19 protein-coding genes are annotated in these 20,281 nt (G+C 69.1%); 8 read left to right on the top strand and 11 right to left on the bottom strand.

The genetic code is table 11. From position 1 onward, the window contains the following. Positions 1-190: 190 nt before the first annotated feature. A complete protein-coding gene (locus ACZ39I_RS34180; protein WP_467248802.1) occupies positions 191-2,188 on the bottom strand; it encodes a GDSL-type esterase/lipase family protein in 1,998 nt (665 codons plus the stop codon). A gap of 844 nt (positions 2,189-3,032) precedes the next feature. On the opposite strand from ACZ39I_RS34180, the gene ACZ39I_RS34175 reads away from it, so the two are divergent. Beyond that, on the top strand, positions 3,033-3,974 hold the full coding sequence (locus ACZ39I_RS34175) for a LysR family transcriptional regulator (protein ID WP_467248801.1): 942 nt from the start codon (positions 3,033-3,035) through the stop codon (positions 3,972-3,974). A gap of 245 nt (positions 3,975-4,219) precedes the next feature. On the opposite strand, the gene ACZ39I_RS34170 is transcribed toward ACZ39I_RS34175, so the two are convergent. The 3 genes from ACZ39I_RS34170 to ACZ39I_RS34160 form a co-directional block, all read right to left on the bottom strand. Continuing rightward, positions 4,220-4,834 (bottom strand): peptidase inhibitor family I36 protein, encoded by a 615-nt coding sequence (locus tag ACZ39I_RS34170; RefSeq protein ID WP_467248800.1) that lies wholly within the window; start codon positions 4,832-4,834, stop codon positions 4,220-4,222. Between the two features lie 576 nt (positions 4,835-5,410). Beyond that, complete coding sequence (locus ACZ39I_RS34165; protein ID WP_467248799.1) at positions 5,411-5,533, bottom strand: hypothetical protein; 123 nt, start codon at positions 5,531-5,533, stop codon at positions 5,411-5,413. Positions 5,534-5,630: 97 nt separating this feature from the next. Next, positions 5,631-5,942, bottom strand: coding sequence for a hypothetical protein (locus tag ACZ39I_RS34160; RefSeq protein ID WP_467248798.1), 312 nt, complete (start codon positions 5,940-5,942; stop codon positions 5,631-5,633). 536 nt (positions 5,943-6,478) lie between these two features. On the opposite strand from ACZ39I_RS34160, the gene ACZ39I_RS34155 reads away from it, so the two are divergent. Then, entirely contained in the window at positions 6,479-6,964 is a 486-nt protein-coding gene (locus tag ACZ39I_RS34155; RefSeq protein ID WP_467248797.1) for a lamin tail domain-containing protein, read from the top strand. 257 nt (positions 6,965-7,221) lie between these two features. On the opposite strand, the gene ACZ39I_RS34150 is transcribed toward ACZ39I_RS34155, so the two are convergent. From ACZ39I_RS34150 to ACZ39I_RS34130, 5 genes are all read right to left on the bottom strand, one after another. Then, positions 7,222-7,722 carry a peptidylprolyl isomerase gene (locus tag ACZ39I_RS34150; RefSeq protein ID WP_467248796.1) on the bottom strand — a complete coding sequence of 167 codons (501 nt, stop codon included), beginning with the start codon at positions 7,720-7,722 and terminating at the stop codon, positions 7,222-7,224. A 373-nt stretch (positions 7,723-8,095) separates the two neighbouring features. Beyond that, positions 8,096-8,302, bottom strand: coding sequence for a hypothetical protein (locus tag ACZ39I_RS34145; RefSeq protein ID WP_467248795.1), 207 nt, complete (start codon positions 8,300-8,302; stop codon positions 8,096-8,098). Between the two features lie 141 nt (positions 8,303-8,443). Continuing rightward, positions 8,444-8,974 (bottom strand): cupin domain-containing protein, encoded by a 531-nt coding sequence (locus ACZ39I_RS34140; RefSeq protein ID WP_467248794.1) that lies wholly within the window; start codon positions 8,972-8,974, stop codon positions 8,444-8,446. A gap of 41 nt (positions 8,975-9,015) precedes the next feature. Further along, entirely contained in the window at positions 9,016-10,068 is a 1,053-nt protein-coding gene (locus ACZ39I_RS34135) for a phosphotransferase family protein (RefSeq protein ID WP_467248793.1), read from the bottom strand. Continuing rightward, a complete protein-coding gene (locus ACZ39I_RS34130; RefSeq protein ID WP_467248792.1) occupies positions 10,065-11,069 on the bottom strand; it encodes a C-terminal binding protein in 1,005 nt (334 codons plus the stop codon). The genes ACZ39I_RS34135 and ACZ39I_RS34130 overlap by 4 nt, the downstream gene beginning before the upstream one ends. Before the next feature lie 726 nt (positions 11,070-11,795). On the opposite strand from ACZ39I_RS34130, the gene ACZ39I_RS34125 reads away from it, so the two are divergent. Next, entirely contained in the window at positions 11,796-13,064 is a 1,269-nt protein-coding gene (locus tag ACZ39I_RS34125; RefSeq protein WP_467248791.1) for an MFS transporter, read from the top strand. A 72-nt stretch (positions 13,065-13,136) separates the two neighbouring features. On the opposite strand, the gene ACZ39I_RS34120 is transcribed toward ACZ39I_RS34125, so the two are convergent. Then, entirely contained in the window at positions 13,137-13,922 is a 786-nt protein-coding gene (locus tag ACZ39I_RS34120) for a fumarylacetoacetate hydrolase family protein (protein ID WP_467248790.1), read from the bottom strand. 180 nt (positions 13,923-14,102) lie between these two features. Here ACZ39I_RS34120 and ACZ39I_RS34115 point away from each other — a divergent pair, with 180 nt between their 5' ends. Continuing rightward, positions 14,103-15,134 (top strand): LacI family DNA-binding transcriptional regulator, encoded by a 1,032-nt coding sequence (locus tag ACZ39I_RS34115; RefSeq protein ID WP_467248789.1) that lies wholly within the window; start codon positions 14,103-14,105, stop codon positions 15,132-15,134. 19 nt (positions 15,135-15,153) lie between these two features. Here ACZ39I_RS34115 and ACZ39I_RS34110 read toward each other — a convergent pair whose 3' ends face one another. After that, entirely contained in the window at positions 15,154-15,747 is a 594-nt protein-coding gene (locus ACZ39I_RS34110; protein ID WP_467248788.1) for an NADPH-dependent FMN reductase, read from the bottom strand. A 419-nt stretch (positions 15,748-16,166) separates the two neighbouring features. Between ACZ39I_RS34110 and eno the strand changes: the two genes are divergently transcribed. The 4 genes from eno to ACZ39I_RS34090 are packed head-to-tail and all read left to right on the top strand — an operon-like array spanning position 16,167 to position 20,269. After that, positions 16,167-17,477, top strand: a complete 1,311-nt coding sequence (gene eno / locus ACZ39I_RS34105; RefSeq protein WP_467248787.1) for a phosphopyruvate hydratase — start codon at positions 16,167-16,169, stop codon at positions 17,475-17,477. A gap of 60 nt (positions 17,478-17,537) precedes the next feature. Next, positions 17,538-18,542, top strand: coding sequence for a VOC family protein (locus ACZ39I_RS34100; RefSeq protein WP_467248786.1), 1,005 nt, complete (start codon positions 17,538-17,540; stop codon positions 18,540-18,542). 25 nt (positions 18,543-18,567) lie between these two features. Then, positions 18,568-19,119, top strand: a complete 552-nt coding sequence (locus tag ACZ39I_RS34095) for a carboxymuconolactone decarboxylase family protein (RefSeq protein ID WP_467248785.1) — start codon at positions 18,568-18,570, stop codon at positions 19,117-19,119. Between the two features lie 49 nt (positions 19,120-19,168). Then, the gene (locus ACZ39I_RS34090) at positions 19,169-20,269 is read left to right on the top strand and encodes an alcohol dehydrogenase catalytic domain-containing protein (RefSeq protein WP_467248784.1); all 1,101 of its coding nucleotides are present in this window, start codon (positions 19,169-19,171) and stop codon (positions 20,267-20,269) included. Positions 20,270-20,281 lie beyond the last annotated feature (12 nt).

Raw genomic sequence — 20,281 nt, 5'->3', positions numbered from 1 at the left:
GCAGCGGGCGGACCACCGACGACTTGGACGCCCCGTAGGCATCAATCGGCGCGGCCCGTCGGCGACTTGGACCGGCCCGAAAGCGGACGCCGCCCGGGCGCCCCGCCGTCCAAGCGGCTCGGGCACCCAGGTGCCGGCAGGGCGTTCGAGGCGCACCGGTGCGGTGCGGAGCGGAGCCGGTCCAGGCACCTCACATACCGATCCGCGCCGCGATGACCGGTGCCAACCGGTCTGCGATGACGCGGTGCCCCTGGTCGTTGGGGTGGACCGAGTCCGTCAGGTCGCCCGAACCCAGCCAGCCGGTGGTGTCGACGAAGGAGACCCGGGAGTCGCTGCCGTCGACGGCCGCCCTGATCGCCGCCTCGGTCTGCGGGACGTACCGGCCGCGGAAGGTCTCCAATGCGAAGATCCACGCCTGTGGGTATGCGGCGCGGACCTTGCGCAGCAGGCTGGTGTACGCCGTCTGGAACTGCGCGGAACTGACTGCGTGGCCCACGTCGTTGGTGCCGAGATTGATGACGACCGCGTTCGCCTGGTAGCGGGAGAAGTCCCAGTCGGGCGTGGCCGCGTTCGGGTTGAGCTTGGTGAACTGCCGCTCCAGACCGACGCATCCGTCCGCCGCGGCGACCAGACAGGCGCCGCCCTGGGCGATCTGGGTGTGCTCGGTGCCGAGCCGTTCCCCGATCAGCCAGCCGTACGCGGTGCGGGCGTTCTGCGACGACGTCGTCCCCACCGTGATCGAGTCGCCGACGAACTCGATCAGCTTGCCGGGCGCCGGCGGGGCGAACGTCGTGGCGCCGCCGTCGAGGACCAGCCCCTGGAAGACCGCGTCACCCCGGTAGGAACCAGCGACCACCTGGTAGTTGACCTGGAGGGTGTGGTTGCCGGCGGACAGCGGGGATGGCGTCAGGTTCACCGTCCCCTTGACGTCGTCGTAGAACTTCACGGGGCCGTTGTCGATCCTCGCCCAGAAGTCGATCGTCCCGCGCTGCTTGAGCTGGACGGTCCGGCCGGTGAAGCCGACCCGGTAGTAGGCGCCGGCCCAGTACGGGGTGTAGGCGGTGGAGGTCCTGGTGTCCCAGCGGCCCACGAACTTGATGTTCGGGTCGCCGGGTTGGCCGGGAGCGGCCGCCAGCGTGGACGCGGGGGCGCCGAGCCGGGCGGCGATGACGGGCGCGAGGCGGTTCGCGAACTTGGTGTGGCCCGCCTCGTTGGGGTGCCCGTTGCCGTCCTCGTAGTCGGTGCCGTCGGTCAGCCAGCCGGTGGTGTCGACGTAGTGCACCCTGCTGTCACCGGCGTCGGTGCGAGTGGTGACGGCCGCCCTGGTCTCGGTGACGTAGCGCTTCTTGAGCGTCTGCACGGCGAAGAGCTGCGCGTTCGGATAGGTGGCCCGTAGGTCGGCGAGGAACGTGGTGTACGCCGACCGGAAGGCGGCGCCGGTCACGCCGTGGCCGATGTCGTTGGTGCCCAGGTTGATGACGACGGCGTCCGCCCGGTAGCGGGAGAAGTCCCAGTTCTGGCCGCCCGTGCTCGCCGATTTGAAGAACTGCGTGCTCAGGCCCGTGCATCCGGACTGGGCGACGAGGCAGTAGCCGGACCGGGCGATCTGGGTGTGGCGCGCTCCCAGTCGCTCGCCGGTCTTCCAGGCGTACGAGTCCAGTGCGAGCCGGTCCGTGAGCGCGCCGGCGGTGATGGAGTCGCCGACGAACTCGACGAGCCGGGACGGGGCGTTCGGCGCGACCGTGCGCGCGCCGGGGTCCAGCATCAGGCCCAGGAAGACGGTGTCGCCGGAGCGGTACGAAATGCGCAGGGTGTGGGTGCCCGCGAGCAACGGTCGGGGAGTGAGGTTCACCGTGCCGCGCACGCCCGGGTGGAAGACGTCGGGGCCGCCGTCGATGCTGGCGTACAGGTTGACCGCGTCTCTCGCCTTGACCTTCACCGTGGTGCCGGTGAAGGCCGTCTGCAGGTAGGCGCCGGTCCAGGAGAGCACCGCCGCAGTGCCGGCGCTGGTGTCCCAGCGCCCGACGTAGACGATGTTGGGGTCGGAGACCGAGCCGTCACCCGGCGCGGCCTGGGCGGGGGAGCTCCCCGTCCAGGACAGCAGGCAGGCGACGAGAGCGGCCGTGACGAGCGCGGCGAGGGTTCGGGCGTGGTGGCGTAAGGAGGGGGTGTGGGGGGTGGTCTGCACAGGGGTCCCTTTCGGCTGGGGTGGGAGCGCTCCCAGAAGCAGCCTTTCGAGAGAAGCAATGAAACGGTTCAGCGTCAAGGGTTCGCGTGAGGTAGGCAATTCACCTACAGACAGCGGAAGTTGACCGCGCCGCTCTCGACAGCTCGGCGAGTACGGCCCGTACCCCGGACGGTTGTGGGAGCAGTTCGTGGGAGTGATCCGGCGGTTCCGTACCAGTAGTCAACGGGGGGAGACGCCGGGCGAGTTCGCTCTGGTCTACGGTCGTCGGCCGCTTCCGGGCCTGGCGGGACGGCGGCGACTGCACCGCAATACTGGAAGGCGTGATCGCGCAGGCCGCCCGCCAGAGGATCTCGCGAGCTTTGAGGTGAGCGGCACAGGGTGCAGAGGGTCGCATCCCGCACCCGGACGCTGGCCGAGGCGCCGGGCGTCAGGAAATCAGGCCAGTAACTTGCCGAAGCCGGGGCCAGAACGGAAAGCATCCTGGCCGGTGCCGCCAGCCCCTTCGCGGCCAGTCCGGCCCGCGCGGTGCGCCGCCACTGGGCGAAGACGGGCAGACCGCGCCTCGATGCGCTCAGCTGGTGCAGGCTCAGCAAGGTCTCCCACACCGGGTCGGGCTCACGAGCCAGATGAACGCGTGCCAGGTCCGCGGCTGTGAAGGGAATGCGCAGCATCGTTTCTCCCCCGATTGCCATTGCCACCCGAGACCGCGCCGGTGGTCATTCCGGACGGTGCGGCGGTTCTCCAGGGTGGCACGGAGAAGATCCGTCCAACGGTACGCGGACGATGAGACTATGGGCCCGATCGATGCAGGGGTCGCTATGGCCGCAGGCTTAGGACGTGCGCGGTGCCTGATCCGGAGGGAACGGCGGAGCCGAGCCTGCATCAGCTGCGGCTCTTCCTGGCGCTGACCGAGGAGTTGCACTTCGGCATGGCCGCCGCGCGGTTGCACATAGCCCAACCGACGCTCAGCCGACAGATCCGAGAGCTGGAGAAGCGGCTGGGTGTGTCGCTGTTCCTACGCGACAGCCGCAGTGTCACGCTCACCGACGCGGGCCGTTCCCTGGCCGAAGAGGCGCGGGCGACGGTGGCGGCCATGGGCCGCCTACGGGCCCGTGCCGGCCAGTGGGCCCGCACGCTCTCCGCGCATGTGGTGGTGGGGACGGTCGGGGCCGAGGCCGCCATGCCCTACACCCACGCGGTCCTCGACCACCTGCGCAGACTGCATCCGGCGCTCACGGTGGAGATCCGAACACTCAGCTTCGCCGAGCACCTGGTCAGGTTGCTCTCCGGCGACATCGACGTCGCCTTCCTCCGGCCCCCTGTGCCCGCCGGCGTCGAACTGTTGGAACTGGCCACCGAGCCGCGCATCGCCTGCCTGCCCGCCGGCGATCCCCTGACACGACTGTCCGAGCTCTCCCTCGGCGACCTCGGCGAGCGGGTCTTCGTGGACGTCCCTCCTGAAGTGCCGCGTGTGTGGTGGGACTTCTGGGCGGTGGACCCGCGCCCGGACGGCAGACGGGTGCGCTACGGCCCCGTCGTCTCCGACATGGAGGGACTGCTCCACACAGTCGCCACGGGACAAGGGATGTGTTTTCTGCCCGCGGCGGCCCGCGAACTCTTCCCCCGCCCGGGTGTGCGCTACGTCGATGTTGTCGATCTGTCCCCGACGGTGTCGGCCCTCGGCTGGTCGGCCGAGTATCGCGACCGACCGGCCGTACGGGCCGTACGAGAAGCCGCGACCGCCGCTTTGGCCGCGGCCCCCTGGGAGCACGCTCCCTGCCCGTGAGCCGCCTTCGCACAGGCCGCGCCAGTCGTGAACCACCACTTCCGCACCGGGGCACCGGCGATGCCCCGACTTCGACGCCGCACGGCTACCGTGGGGTGCCGACGGAATGCCAGATACTCTGCCCCCACCAGCCCGGCACCCCCAGCACCGAGAGCCCGTCGGCCTTGCCCTGGCGTGGCCAAGGCGACGACGACGGACAGCGGCGCGGCACCGTGCCGGTACCGCGCCGGGTCTTCAGCCCTGGGCTACGGATACAGCTGGATCACATCGGCTCGGTTGTCGGCTTCGCCCAACTGGTCCGCGTAATACGGACCCTGCCCGCCGAAGATCCACGCCAGTTGGCTGCTGCCGCCCGAGCTGACCCAGTCCTTGCCGACCATCCAGGCGCCTCCGGTCTGGTTGTTGAAGAAGGAGCTGACTCTGTCCCGCCAGTTGGAGCCGTCGGACACGGTGTAATTGCCGAGGTCGTAGGTTCCGTAGTAGTAGAAGTCCAGGCGGTAGCCGGTGTAGTTGCTGTACTGCCACACACAGGCGTAACCGCCCTGGCAGTCGCTCCTACCGGCGGCCGCGCGGGTGGACGGCAGGACGGTCATCTCCACGCCCGGCTCCAGCCGCACCCGGTCCTTGCCCACTCGCTCGGCGCCCTCGTTGTGCCGGAGCAGGCCCGCGATCTCCCGCTCCATCCTGGCGTCCGCCGTCTGCGCGGACGGGGTTGTCTGTGCGGGCGCGGCTGTCGACGGCGAGGCCAGCGCCGTCGTGAACACGGACGCGGCCACCAGTCCGAGTGCGAGCGAGGCACAGCGCATGCTCAACGACTTCCGCGAGTGCAGTGGCTTCATGGCGTTCTCTCCCTTGGGCACGACCGGAATCGTCGTTCCTGATGAGCCCTCATGGTCCGTGGCATCCCTCGACCGGCACCAGGCGTTTCGGGCACGGTCGAATGCCACTGGTCACTTGGTGCGTCGCCGTCGGAGCCTTGCCCGGCGGAGCGTTGAGGATCCCCGGCGGTGGCGCTGAGTCCCCGGCCAGTCCTGGGAACTCGCTTCGCGTGTGGGAGCAGCGGGCAGCGCGGCTGCGTAGGCCTCCTTGCGCCGCTCTTCGCCGCGGCTGTCGATGTGGGGGTGTCTCCTTGTGCTGGGCGCCCGTCGTTTACCAGGGCGGTGTCGCCACCACCACCGAGCGGCCTGTCCCCGGATGTCTCCGCTCCGGCGGACCGGCTGACAGATATCCGATCTACCTCCAGGAGGACAGTCTGTCCTCCAGCCCCATTCCCGGCATCGACGGCAGCAGCGGTGCGGCCCCGCCGCGATCGTCCAGGCCAACGCCCGGCACGGCCTGCCAGGTCAACGGTCGGGTCGGCTTCCTCAACAACTCCGTGTGCGCCACCGGCTACACGGCGGCGGTGCAGCCGCAGTTTGAGGCGTTCCCGTTGAGCATCAGTTGCCTTCACCGGGTGCGGTGACGCCGTCCAGGGGGCTGTGGCCTGGCTGGTCACCGCGAGCGAGCCGGACCCCGACCACCGACCGGAACTTCGTGTCGTAGGAGCCGATGACGGTCACGGTGAGGGTGGTGCCGTCGTCGGTCCACAGGCTTGAGACCGAGGCCGACGGGCGGTGTGCAGGGCCAGGCTGGCGCTTGCGCGGGTTTCTGTCCGCTTCATGACGTGTGGTGCAGCCAGCGCTGCAGGGTGGTGTTGATGCTGGCGGGCAGGGCGCTGAGCTGGTCGATGGCGTCGCGGTCCTCGGGCCGGGGCGGGATGCCGGCGACGGTCAGTGCGGCGTGCAGGGCCAGGCGGCGCTGGTCGCGGGGATCGATGAGGGTGCTCAGGCGCTCGGCGGGGTTGGGCGGCGGCAGCAGGCAGTCCCTGTCCTGCCCGGTGGCCGCCGCAGGCCAGACGGTCTGGGCAGGGTCGACGGCGTAGGGGTCGACGAAGGCCTGCGGCGTGCGGGGTTCAAGGGCGATGGTCATGTCGGTCTCCTTCGGTAGCGGGTGGATGTGCAGGGGGAGAGGCCCGCGCGACCTTATGCGGTTGCGGTTGCCGGGCGATGTCACGCCGACGGCGTCATCGGCGGCTCATCGTCTTTTCGACCAACACAGCAGCACGCCGCCCGCGACCAGCCGCTCGTAGGCACCGGCACCGGCGCAGAGTTCGAGGGGCTGTTACGCACTTTCGGGTGACGGCCTCGCAGCTGCTGGGGTGGCGCGTCCTGGCGATGGCGGCGGGGCGGCCAAGGCCCGTACGGGGTCTCTGCACGACAGGGCGTCAACTTCGCGCATACGCCGCATGAATGGACGTTACAAGCGAGAGTTGCGGAAATATGGGCGAATGGTAACGGACCGCTCGTAATCCGTTCACAACCTGCACGGCACGGCCATGGTGTGGATGTGCGGCCGACCGGCCGCCACCCGCACACCGCACCACCCCGTTCCCTCCACGCCGCTACCAGGGGCTGGGAACGAGGCGGGTGCACATACAGCCTGGGGGCCTTGTGTCTTCTTCCACGGTGACCGCCCGTCGTCTCTCCGCCGCCGCATTGGTGGCCGCTGCGGTCGTGGGGGCGGTGGCGCTGCCGGCGTCGGCGGCCGACCACGCCCGGCCCGACCGCACGAAGGTGGAGATCAGCGCGGTCCAGTACGACGCGCCCGGCCGGGACGACCGTTCGCGGCGCTCACTGAACAAGGAGTGGGTGGATGTCACCAACACCTCGCGTCGCACCGTCAATCTCGACGGCTGGACGCTGAAGAACGAGGACGGCGACACCTACACCTTCAACCACTACCGCCTCGAGGGCCGCGCCACGGTCCGCGTCCACACCGGCAGGGGCCACGACACCGACAGCGACCTCTACATGGACCGCCACAACGAGGTGTGGGACAACCGCTCCGACACCGCCACCCTGCGCAACGACCACGACCGCTTCATCGACGACACCTCCTGGGGCCACCACCGCCACGGCGGTGACCACCGCGGCGGTGACCGCCACCACTGACCCGTCTTCCCGCCCCTGCGGCACGAGGTAAAGCAGCGGCGTGACGCGGAATGGCCCCGGCCGGCTCGCCCGGCCGGGGCCCTCCGTCGTTCTGCCCCTGCCCGGGTGTGGGCTTGAGCCTGTGGAGGGGCTGTTTTCAGGTGGCTTGGTAGGCCGGCTCAGCCAGGTGGAGGGCGTTGGCCAGGCTTGTCTCGTCGGTGAGGTCGACGCTGCCGGCCCGCCGCTCACTCCCCCCGGGCACCCAGGGCAAGCGGATGTCAGGCGGGGGAGACGACGCCGCTTTCCTCTACGAGGATCGTCTTGGCTGTGGCGCCGGTGCGGCTGCCGAGTGCCTCGATCACCTTGACGACGTCCTCACCTTCAACGACCTCACCGAAGACGACGTGCTTGCCGTCGAGCCACGGGGTACTCACGGTGGTCACGAAGAACTGCGAACCGTTGGAGTTCGGGCCCGCGTTGGCCATGCTCAGCAGGAACGGCCGGTCGTGCTTGAGCTGGAAGTTCTCATCGGCGAACTTCTCACCGTAGATGCTCTTGCCGCCCGTGCCGTTGCCGCGGGTGAAGTCACCGCCCTGCAACATGAACTCGGGGATGACGCGGTGGAAGGGGGAACCCTTGTAGCCGAAGCCGTTCTGGCCGGTGGCCAGCTCGCGAAAGTTCCGGGCGGTCTTCGGCACGACCTCGTCGAACAGCCGGAAGACGATGCGGCCGAGGTTCTCGCCGTTGGCGGAGACCTGGAAATAGACGTTCTCACTCATGCGCCCCATCCTCCACCATGCCGGCTCCGACCGCATCGGGCCCCTCCAGGCCAGACCTTTGTGAAGACCCCGGCAGCGCCGGGGCATGAGCCGTGAATCGGCTGAGCACCTAGTCCGTGACCACGACGAGCAAGGCCGCTGACGTGGCGATCGGTGCCACCGAGCTGGCTCTGACCGACGTGGCTGGAAGGCACGGCCGGATCGTGTACTGGTGCGCCCGGCCCACACCACGATGGACTGCGCGCACTGCGGAGCGGGAGCCAAGCACCCAGCGCGGCGGTTCTCGGGTACCGGACCTGCGGACAGCAGCTGCGAGTCCGCCGGGTCGGGCGCATCGGTGAATGGGGCGGGCATCGGATGGCCTACGAGGCATTCAGCCCGTGAAGATCAGGTACCCGCCGGCGAAAACTGCGCCCAGACCGCCCAGGAGGAAGCTGACCCGGTTGTAGTTCACCCCGTGCAGATAGCGAAGGCCGCTCCATACATCCACCTTGTCGGCATCCCACGTGGCCAGCGGCTTGGCTATGAGCAGCATGCCAACTCCACACAGAGCGACCAGAATTCCCGCGAGAATCTGCATGGTGTCCAAGTTCCCCCAGCAGTGGGCGGCCGAACTCGATCGGATCGAATCTGCAGTAGTCGGCGCCGCGCGCGTTAGCCGTGGCCGGATCGCTGGGCACCCTGTGAACCAGGACCTGCCCAGCACCCTCCGGCCCCGCCCTCAGCGTTCGGGTTCCGCGCCGATGAGGACGAACGCCACCGTGACCGGTTGCGCGCTGCGGTTGCGCCAGGCGTGCCGGGTGCCGTTCTGGATCACGATGTCGCCTGCCGAGAGCGGGGTGCAGTTTCCGTCGTCGAGTTCGAGGACGATCTCGCCCGCGAGCACGATGCCGTAGTCCACGGTCGGCGTCGCGTGCATGCCGTCGGGCTCGATGAGTTCGGCGATACCGGGCGAGTCCGCCCGCTGCTCCCGGTCGTAGGCCACAGGGTCGAACGCCGGGTCGGTGAACGCGGCCTCCGGCGGGAAGGTCAGGATGACGAACCGGGTGCCGCCGGGTGCCGGAAGAAGGGTGGTGACCTTCGGCGTGGGGTCCTCTCCCGCCCTGCTGACCGGTTCGCCGGGGTCGGTGGCCCACGGCAGTCGGGACACCCAGCCCGGCAGGCTGGTGAACTCCCGGCTGCGCGGGACGGGCCCGTCGCTGACGACGACCGACTTGCCGTTCTCGTCGTGGCCGGTGACGACTCTGCGCATGGTCTGTTTCCTTCGGTCTGCCGGATCCACCGGACGCTCGGTCACGCGGGTCGGCCGCTGTCGGTCCGGGGCGGAGCGTCCGAGGCGGTCGCCCAGGCGTCCAGCACACCGACCACCGTGGCTGCGGGGGCTCGCAGCAGGGCCGACGCCACCGTCCGGACGAACAGCCGGTGCCGGTCGTCCGTGAGGTACTCCACCGGGGACTTGCCGTCCACACGGGCGAGCAGCAGTGCCGGCAGCAGGGAGGCGGTCCGCGCCTCCAGGGCGGATCGGGGTTCCCAGTCGACCTGCCGTAGGTATTGCCCGGCCAGCGCATGGGCGGACCGCAGGAGTTCGGCGCGACGGCCGGGCACGACGAGGCTCTTGAGGAGCAGATGGTTGACGCAGAAGGCCAGATCGAAGGCCGGGTCGCCGTACCAGGCGCACTCGGCGTCCAGCAGTACGGGCCCCGACGGGCCGACGAGGATGTTCTTGGGGCTGACGTCGCCGTGCACCAGGGCCAGGCGGGTACCGGCCGTGCGGTCGGCGAGGCCCTGGAGGATGTCGGCCAGGCCGGGGTGCGCCGCCGCGGTGGCCAGAAGGTACGGCTCGATGCGCAGGGCGTGGAAGTTGGCGTCCGTGGCGAACTCGGCGGCGAGGGCCGTGTCACCCGCGCTCGCCGCGTGCAGGGCACCGAGCACCTCTCCGACGGCCGCCGCTGTCGCCGGCTCCACCTCGCCGGCGAGGAGCTGGGACTTCCACATGGGGTAGCGCTCGGCGGGCAGGTACGCCATCGCGAACAGGCCGGCTTCGGGGTCGTGCGCCAGCAGTTCGGGCACGCTGTCCGGCCGGTGCAGGGACGCGAACCGCATCCACGCCCATTCGTAGGCGTTGCGCGACACCGGCGCCTGCCAGTCGGCCGCGACCCGCAGCCGGGCCAGGGCCCGCTTGACGCACAGAGAGCGCCCCGGCAGGTCCACCCGCCACAGGTCGGAGGAGACCCCTCCGGCCAGCGGCGTCCACCGCGCGGCTTCGCCGGGGCGCGCGAGCTCGTGTGCGGTCAGGAAATCGGACAGGGCGGGGTCCGGGGTCTCCGGCGCTGCGGTGGGGCTCATCGCCGTCCACCCGGTCCGGCGGGCAGGCCGCCGGGGTGGTTGCAGGGGTGTGCCGGGGCCTCGCCCGCGAGGATCCGAACGACCTCCTCGGCGGCACGGCGGCGCAGTTCTGTGACCGAGGCGTCGGAGGAGAAGGCGACGTGGGGGGTGAGCAGCGCACCGGGCTGGTCGAGCAACCCGGCGGGGACGTGGGGCTCGCTCTCCAGGACGTCGAAGGCGGCTCCGTCCAGCTGACCGCCGTCCAGCGCCTTGATGACCGCGTCGGTGTCCACCAGGCCGCCGCGGCTGACGTTGACCAGCAGCCCGCCCGGCTTCATCAGCGCCAGCTGATCGGCGCCGATGAGGTGGTGTGTGCCGGGTGTCAGCGGCACGTGGAGGATCACCGCGTCGCTTCGGCGCAGCAGCTCCTGCAGGTCGACCAGTTCGACTCCGGGGGCGTCCTTCGGAAGATGAGGGTCGTGGGCCAGGATCCGGCAGCCGAACGCGCCGAGCTTGCGGGCGGTGGCGCGTCCGATCCGGCCGAAGCCGACGATGCCGCAGGTCAGCGTGGACAACCGGCGCAACCGCGCCCCGGCCGGGTCCCAGCGACCCGTACGGACCTCACGGTCGAAGACGGCCAGGCCGCGCGTCCAGGCGAGCACCATGCCGACGGCGTGGTCGGAGACCTCGTCGACGCAGTAGTCCGGCACGTTGGTGACCCACACGCCCCGCTCGGTGGCGGTGTCCACGGCGATGTTGTCGAGGCCCACGCCGAGCCTGGCCACGATCCGAAGATCGGGGGAGGCCTCGACCGCGAGGGAGGAGACGGGCGCCCAACAGGTGAGGATGCCGGCGGGCCGGTGCTGGGCGACCAGCTCCGCGATGGTCTCGGCGGAGGCGGGTTCCGCGGGGCCGGACACCAGCGTGCGGCCCGCGCTCTCGATGACGGATCGCTCGACGGAGTCGTCGGGCCAGGCGTAGTCGGTGAGCAGCACGGTGTCTGGGCGGCTCGGTGGTGTCATGGCAGATCGTCCTCGCAGAAATCGTACGGCCGCCGTGGACGGCCGGGTTTGACGTCCGGTCGCGTCCGATCAGCAGGTCTGAGCATCACCCGGGACGGCGGCCGTCGGCTTGTCCGATGGTCCACGGCCGCCATGGGCGCGGGGGAAGAGTGTCGCTGGGCTCGGTCAGGTGTCGCCGGCGCTCTCCGACTCGTGGTCGGAAGACGCCGGCACAGGCCCCGGAACTGGGTCACGCGATGCCGGGGCACGTCGAATCACTTTGGCACAGCCACGTGGTGCTAACGATAGCACTGTGGGTCTGCGAATCGTCAAGAACGCGGCGTGCGGCGGCTCACCCGCGCACCGCACCCGAAGTCGGCGGGCCCGCTCGTCACGGAAAAGCTGTGGAATCCCAGGAAATCGGTGCGCACGTCTTGACGCGCCGCACACTTCCCTTCATGGTTTCAGCCAACCCCGGCCGTGCGGCCGACACGTATCCGCACAAGGTCCGGTTGTCGAAGACGCCATAGCCACGGACGTCCCCGACGGGCGCTATACGGCTGAATTCCGCATGCGGTGTCCGACCGCGCGGTGGCCGATCGCCCGCATTCCGTCAGACGGCGCCGATTTCGCCGTCACCGACTCGAGTCCGTGTTCAGCTCACCGCTTCTTTCCTCGCCGCACGCCTCCCGTGCGCCGATGGATCCGCCGCGGCCTGCCGTGGCCCATTCCTCATCAGGAGCCGCAATGCCTCACGCAGCGCAAGTCGACACCAGTGCAGCGCCCGTCAAGGACACACAGGAAAACAGCCGGCCCCCCGTCTCCCGGGCCATGATCGGCGTGGGCTTCCTGTTGGTGGTCCTCTCCTACATGGTCAACGCGATGGACCGTCAGGTCTTCCCGCCGCTGCTGCCCAACATCCGTGCGGAATACGGGTTCTCCCTGGACCAGGGCGGTCTGCTGGCGACGAACTTCACCCTCGGCATGGCCCTGGCCGGCCTGCCCGCGGGGTATCTGCTGGACCGCTTCCGACGCAAGACCGTCCTGCTGGTCAGCATCGTCATCTACTCCCTGGGCACGATGGCCACCCCGCTGGCGACCGGCTTTGCCGACATGACCCTGTACCGGGTGGTGTCGGGCTTCGGCGAGGGCATGCAGTCCGCGGCGATCTTCGCGGCGATGGGTGCCTTCTTCGTCCAGCGGCGCGGCCTCGCGTTCGGTGTCATCGGCATGGGCTACTCCGTCGGCGTGTTCGTCGCCCCGCTCATCGGGGTCGAACTCGCCGGCGCGCACGGCACCTGGCACTCGCCCTTCTACCTGTTCGGCACGGCCGGGCTGCTGATCGCCGCCGCCTCCCTGTTCCTCGTGAAGGCCGGTCTGACCGAGCACTCCGCCGAGAAGGCCGTCTCGACCAGCACCTACGGGTACATGCCGGCCTCCGCCTACAACCGCAACACCATCGCGCTGGCCGTCCACTCGGTCGTCAGCGGTGTGGCCATCTACGGATTCCTGGGCCTCTACCCGACGTACCTCATCACCTCCCTGCACTACTCCTCCGAGCAGGCCGCGCTGGCGATGAGCTTCCTCGGCTTCGGCGGCATGGCAGCCCTGTTCGGCGGCTGGCTCGGCGACCGCGTGAACCAGCGCAACCTGCTGATCCTGAGCCTGCTGGCCGTCTCCGCCATCAGCGTGTGCATCTACGAGACACAGGCGGGGGTCGGCGTGCAGTGTGTGTTCGCCTTCCTCATGGGCGCCTTCGGCCTGGGGTTCATCTATCCCAACAGCAACAGTGCGATGCAGCGGGCCGTCCGTCCGGCGCAGATCGGACGCGCCTCCGGCCTGTTCGTCACCAGCTACTACGGACCGGCGGCGTTCTCGGGTCTGCTCTTCGCCGCCCTGGTGGGCGCCTTCGGCTGGGACCGGGCCGGACTCCTGCAGGTCACGCTCCTGCCGCTGGTCGGCGTCCTCGCCCTGGCCTTCGTCCGTCCCGCGCAGTTCAACAGCGCGGTCCGCTGACACACCAAGGGGGCTGCCCACCGCCGAGCGGTGGGCAGCCCCCTTGTGCGGTCACTCCGCGGGCCTTTGCGGTCAACGGCTCTCGGCCACGACCGGGTTGCGCAGAACGCCGATGCCCTCGATCTCGATCTCGACCTCGTCTCCGGGACGGATCGGCCCGACACCGGCAGGCGTGCCGGTCATGATCGCGTCTCCGGGCAGCAGTGTCAGGTAGCGGCTGAGGTAGCTGACGAGGTCGGCGACGGGGAGCAGCAGGTCGGCCGTGCTGGCTGACTGCATGACACGGCCGTTCACACGGGTCGTCAACGACAGCGCGGACGGGTCGAGTTCCGTGGCGATGACCGGCCCGAGGGGAGCGAAGGTGTCCTGGCCCTTCCCGATCAGCAGCGTTCCGTATTTGCTTTCCTTGCGCTGCACGATGCGGTCGCTGACGTCATTTCCGCAGGTATAGCCGAGGATGTACTCATGAGCCTCGGAGGGCTTGACATGGCGGGCTTCCTTTCCGATGACCACGACCAACTCGCCCTCGAAATGGATGAGTTCGCCATCCGCCGGATAAACGATGGCGTCCCCCGGCCCCACCACCGCCGTGCTCGGCTTCATGAAGCACACGGGAACCTCCGGAATCTCACGGTCGGTTTCGTCGACGTGTGAGGCGTAGTTGTACGCGAACCCGTAGATCCGGGGTTTCTCGACCGGCGCGAGAATGACGACGTCGCTCACTTCGTCGACGTGTCCTGCAAGGGACAGTCCCGTAAAGGGATCGCCCTCGAATCGGGCGATGGTGACGTCACCGTGTTCGAGTTCTCCGTAGTGACGCACACCGCCGACGGCATACCTGACGATCCGCACGGACACCTCCGTACTTTGGGCAGCCATGGACGGCTGCACGGCCCATCCAGCAATGCTAACGTTAGCATAGTAGGGGATGTCCGAGCCCGCCGCTCCGCTCCCCGGCCACGCAGTGCAACACGAGTGCTATCGTTGGCATACGGAACGTGACGACCGCGGGACCAGTCAGCCGGAGGGGACGCTTACGTGATCACGACCAGGGACATCGCCGAGCGTCTCGGGATCTCCGTCTCGACGGTCGGCCGGGCGCTCGCCGACGACGCGCGGATCAGCGAGGAGACCAAGTTCCGGGTCCGCCAGACCGCTTCCGAGATGGGCTACGTCGGCAACCGGGCGGCGCGGATGATGCGCGGAGCGTCCAGCAACGTGGTCGCGCTGGTGATCCCGGACATCCGCAACAGCTTCTACTCGACCATCGCGCACGAGCTCTCCAAGAACATGGCGGCCGAGGGCTTCCAATTGATGCTCTCGGAGACCGACGACGACCGGATGGTGGAGCTGCGTCATCTGCGGGAGCTGTCCGCCAACCGCGTGGCCGGCGTCATCATCGTGCCCACCGCGCGTCCGCACAGCGAGTCCGTCAAACTCCTGCGCGCCGTACCGCACCTGCAGTTGCTGCGCCGCCACCCCTCGCTCGGCTCCCAGTGGTTCGGTGTGGACGACCGCGAGGCGCTGCGCCGGGCCACGGCCCACCTGGTGGCGCTGGGACACACCCGCATCGCTTATCTGGGCGGCCCCGAGGAACTGCCCACGGGTGCGGAGCGTCTGGGCGGCTTCCGCGCCGCCCTGGAGGAGGGTGGCCTCGCGGACGACGCCGGACGCGCCGAGCTGGGGCCGCCGTCGTCCGTGCACCACGGGCGCGAGGCGGTGCGTCGGCTGCTGCAGGGGCCGGCCGCTCCCACCGCACTCGTGCTGGGATCGATCCAGCTCACCCTGGGCGTTCTCGAGGAGCTGTCCGCGCAGGGCGTGAAGGTGCCGGGCGAGCTGTCCGTGGTGGGGTTCGGGGACGAGCCCGGCTTCTCCTGGTGGGGCCCCGGGCTCACCACGATCGGCCTGCCGATCCAGGAGATGGCGACCAGCTGCGCACTGTGGCTTCTGCGTCGCCTCAAGAACGAGCCGGACAACGACGGCCCGTACACGTCGGTCTCCCCCGGAACGCTGATTCTGCGCGGCAGCACGGCACCCCTCGACGGAAAGGTTCCGTCCAAGTCCGCCTGAGCGGGCCGCACGCGCCGCGTCAGTGGGCTCCGCTGCGCAACCGGCGCATGACGGTGGCGGTGCGGGCGAGTTCCTCGAGCACGTGCCCGGCAGCCGCCTCGTGAATCTTGCCGGGGCGGAAGGCGCCGTCGTCGACCTGTTCATTGATGAAGGGGATGCTCACCGTCGGCCCGATCGGCAGCATCCTTAGGTTGGCCACGACCTGCTTGGCCATCTGCACCGCCCGGGTGCCCGCCGAGACGCCGCCGTAGCTGACGAACGCCGCCGGCTTGTGCTGCCACTCCACCACGAGGTAGTCCCACGCGTTCTTCAGGGGAGCCGGAAACCCTCCGTTGTACTCGGGGGTGACGAACACGAACGCGTCCGACGCGTCGACGATCCGGCTCCAGGTGCGGGTGTGGCTCTTCGTGTACTGCCTCAGAGCGGGCGGATGCGGCTCGTCGTAGAACGGCAGGTCGAGTTCGCGCAGGTCGACCAGGTGTGATGCGAACTGTTCGAACTCGGCGGCCTGGGAGGTGAACCAGTCCGCGACGGATCTGCCCACGCGTCCGGGACGTGTGCTGGCCACGACCGTGGTCAGGGTCATGGGCGCCATCGAGGGCTCGGATGTCATGTCGGGCTCGCTTTCCTGTCGGCCGCGATCGGCCCGGCGAGCCCACGCCGCCTGTGCTGTCCGTTCATCAGGAGGAGGTGGGCCCGCCGGAGTTTTCGGCTACTGCCACGGGTTGTGCGAACGATAGCATTGACGCCGGAACGACCCAAGCAAAGGGAAACAAGCAACACGTAGGAGGAATGGAACACTCCTCACCCCTTGACAGGGTGGCCTCACAGTTCGCACGATTGCGCTATCGATAGCACAACGAGAGCCGCAGTGGACGAGCACTCCTCGTCCTCCCGTTCCCCCTCACCTCACCCGGACGCAGCACCGACTCGAGTGCCGTCCCGAGAGGTCGGCCCGCGCCCGTTCGCCGGTCGGCAGGCACGGGCATCACTCAACGCCTCGACCGTCCGACTCCGAAAGGTTGCACCGCAATGACAGACGCGCGGATCGCCAAGCTCTACGGCCGCAGGGTGTGGGACTCCCGCGGGCGGCCGACCGTTGAGGTCGAGGTGCACCTCGCGGACGGAGCTGTGGGACGGGCCATCGCGCCGGCGGGAGCCTCGACGGGTCGGGGCGAGGCGCTCGACCTGCGTGACGGCGGCTCCCGCTTCGGCGGACTCGACGTTCGTCGCGCCGTCGGTTCGGTCAACCAGGAGATCGCGCCCGCCCTCCTGGACCTCGACGCGATCGACCAGGAGGCCGTCGACCGGCTACTGGTGAACCTCGACGGCACCCCCGACCGCAGCCGCCTGGGCGGCAACGCCATCGTCGCCACGTCCATGGCGGTGCTGCACGCCGCCGCCGCGTCGGCGGGCGTACCGCTGTGGCGGCACCTGTCGGGCGGCCGACCGGTGCACATCCCCCTGCCGGAGATCCAGATCTTCGGCGGCGGCGCCCACGCGGACCGTCGCGTGGACGTCCAGGACTTCATGGTCGTCTGCCCCGCGGCACGCAGCTTCTGCGAGGCCCTCGACTGGACCGCGGAGATCTACCGGGCGGCCGGCAGCCTGATGCGCAAGGCCGGCAAGGCGCAGGGCGTGGCGGACGAGGGCGGCTTCTGGCCCGCGTTCGACTCCAACGAGGAGGCGCTGGAGACCCTGACCCTCGCCATCGAGACCGCCGGCTTCACGCCCGCCACCCAGGTCGGCATCTCGCTGGACATCGCGGCCTCACAGTTCGGCACCGGTGGGCGCTACGCGCTGGCCCTGGACGACCGCACCCTGGACACCGCAGCGCTGATCGACATGCTCGGCGGCTGGATCGAGCAGTACCCGATCCTGTCCGTCGAGGACCCGGTGGGCGAGGACGACCACGAGGGCATGGTGGAGTTCACCCGGCGATTCGGCCACCGCTGTCAGGTGATCGGCGACGACTACCTGGTCACCAACGCCAAGCGCGTGGAAGCGGCGGCCACCAACGGGGCGGCCAACGCCGTCCTCGTCAAGCCGAACCAGGCGGGCACGGTCACCGAGGCCCACCAAGCCCTGCGCGCCGGAAAGGACGCCGGCTTCGCCACCATCGTGTCGGCCCGCTCCGGCGAGAGCGAAGACATCACCATCTCGCACCTGAGCGTCGGATGGGACGCGGGCCAGCTGAAGGTGGGCTCCTTCACCCGCTCCGAGCGCATGGCGAAATGGAACGAGGTTCTGCGCATCGAGGAGGCCCTCGACGATTCCGCGGAATTCAGCGGCTGGTCCGCCTTCACATTCGCCGATTCCTCCCGTTCCGCGACCAGGCCGTAAAACAACCCAAAGCATTACAGTCGTCGAAATCAAGAGCCGAATCGGAGCACGGAGTCCAGCATGCTGCCACCCGTCAATCTGCGCCCGAGTTTCAACATCACCCGCTCCAGTCATGTCCGGCTCACGGTCGCGGACCTGGCCGAGAGCCGGAACTTCTACGCGAGCGCCCTCGGGCTCGTCGTCAGCGACGAGGATGAGCGCACCTGCTATCTCCGCGGGGTCGCCGAGGCATGCCACCACAGCCTCGTCCTGGAACTGGACGAAGAGGGCGCCGGCTCCTGTCAGAGGATCGGTTTCCGCGTCTTCCTCGACGAGGACCTCGATATCGCCTACGCATGGTTCCGCGACCGGGGGCTGCCCGCGGAGTGGGTCGACATGCCGTACCAGGGCCGCACCCTGCACGTCAGCGACCCGGTCGGTACACCCCTGGAACTCTGCGCACACATGGAGACCCGCCCGAGGCTGCACATCGACTTCGAGCACTACAAGGGCGCCCACGCGCAACGTCTGGACCACTTCCAGACCTTCGCGCCGAACACCTACGAACTGACCGCGTTCTACGGCGAACTCGGCTTCCGCAACTCGGAGTACCTGGCACACGGCGACACACTGCTGAGCGCGTTCATGTACCGCAAGGGCACGTGCCTGGACCTCGCCGTCGTGGAGAACACCGGGCCCGCCCTGCACCACTTCGCCTACACCGTCTCCGAGAGCCACGACATCTTCACCGCCTGCGACTGGGCGGGCATCCTCGGCTACGGCGAAGGGGTGGAGCGGGGTCCGGGACGGCACGGGCCGGGCGGGATGCTCTTCACCTACCTCCGCGACCCCGACGGTCACCGGGTGGAGGTCTTCAACAGCCACTACCAGACCATCGACACCGAGGTCGAGCCGGTGCGCTGGGACGCGGGATCGCTGAGCACCAACGTGCGCTGGGGGCTTCCCGCGCTGGAGAAGTGGTACTTCGAGGCCTCGCCCTTCGTGGGAGTGAAGCAGATCCCGCCGGCCCAGGTGCCGCAGCCCATGACTCTCGAGCGGTTCCTGCTCGAGCAGTCCGCCCACTGACCCTTCCGTCCCCCGAGGAGACGACATGGCACGCGTTCCCTACCTTCGCCGCGAGGATGCGGACGAGGCGAACAAGCCCCTGTACGACCGGCTCGAAGCCGAACGCAAGGTACCGACGGCGAACATCTTCCTCGCTCTCGCGGGCGCGCCCGAGCAACTGGACGGCTTCCTGACCTACGCCAACTCACTGCGGGCCGCCGACCTCAGCCCCAAGCTGCGTGAGCTGGCCATTCTGACCGTGGGGTACGCGACCCGTTCCGCCTACGAGGTCGCGCACCACCAGTCGCACGGACTCAAGGCCGGACTCACCGGGGAACAGCTCGCGGCGGTGGCCGACTTCGAGTCGTCCGAGTTGTTCGACGCGACGGAAAAGGCGGTCATGCGCCTCGCGAAGGAGTCCACACTCCACGTCGATGTCTCCGAAAAGACATGGCGTGCCGCCGCCGATCAGCTGACGGACCGGCAGATGGTCGAACTGTCGTTGTCCATCGCCTGGTACAACTCCGGCGTCCGCATCATGGGTCTGCTGGACATCGACCTTGAGGACAATTACCCGAACCCGTTCCAGAATTCCTAGCTCTCGGCACCGTACTGCCCATCAATTCCGGAGTATTTCAATGGCGAAGATGCTCGCTGCACGACTGCACAAGCTCGGTGAGCCGATGTCCGTGGACACCGTCGACGTGCCCACCCCCCGGCCGACCGACGTGCTGGTGCGCGTCAAGGCATGCGGAATCGTGCCGAACATGGCCAACGTGATCAACAACTGGCCCACCTGGTACCCGCACCAGCCGCTGCCCAAGCTGCCCGCGATCTTCGGCCTGGACCCGGCGGGCGTGGTCGAGGCCGTGGGCGAGGCGGTGCTCAACACCAAGCCCGGCGACCGGGTCTATGTGAGCCCGCTGCGCTCCTGCGGCAGCTGTCAGGTGTGCCGCGGAGGCGAGCTCAGCCGGTGCCGCTACTTCACCCTGAACGGTTACTTCAGCACCTCCCGCGACGGCCAGCGGATCTTCGACCTCTACCCGTACGGCGGGTTCTGCGAGTACATGACGGCGCCGCAGCACTCGATCGTCAACATCCCCGACAACATGACGTTCGAGCAGGCCGGCAAGCTCGGCTACATCGGCACCTCCTACAGAGCCCTCAAGTACGCCGTGGCCAGCCCCGGCCAGGTCGCTCTGATCGACGGAATCACCGGCACCCTCGGCGTAGCCTCCACCCTGCTCGCGCTGGCCTCGGGTGTCTCCAGGGTCCTCGGAACCGGCCGCAACGAGGAACTCCTCAAGCGCGTCAAGGAACTGGCCCCGGACCGGATCGAGGTCATGCGGCTGGGCGAGGGATCCACCGGCGCGTGGGCGAAGTCCCGCACCGGAGGCGAGGGTGCGGACTTCGTCATCAGCGCTCTGGGCGCCAAGGCCCCGGTGGAGACGATGCTGGACTCCATGCAGGGCGTCCGTCGGGGCGGCAGGGTGGTCAACGTCGGGGGCGTGGCCGACCGGTTGCCCGTGGACGTGAAGTGGCTCATGGACGAGCAGGTCCACCTGATCGGCTCCAACTGGTTCTCCACCGCGCAGGGTCAGGAGGTCGCCGACATGGTGGCCACCGGAGCCCTGGACCTGTCCTACCTGATCACCAAACCCTTCCCGCTGTCCAAGGTCAACGAAGCGATCTCGGGACGTGCCACGGACCTCGACGGCGGATTCAGCAACTACGTCGTGCTTCCCTGACCCCACGGAGCA

This window comes from Streptomyces sp. NPDC024687, from assembly GCF_055559055.1.
This window is presented reverse-complemented; position numbering and strand designations above follow the sequence as displayed.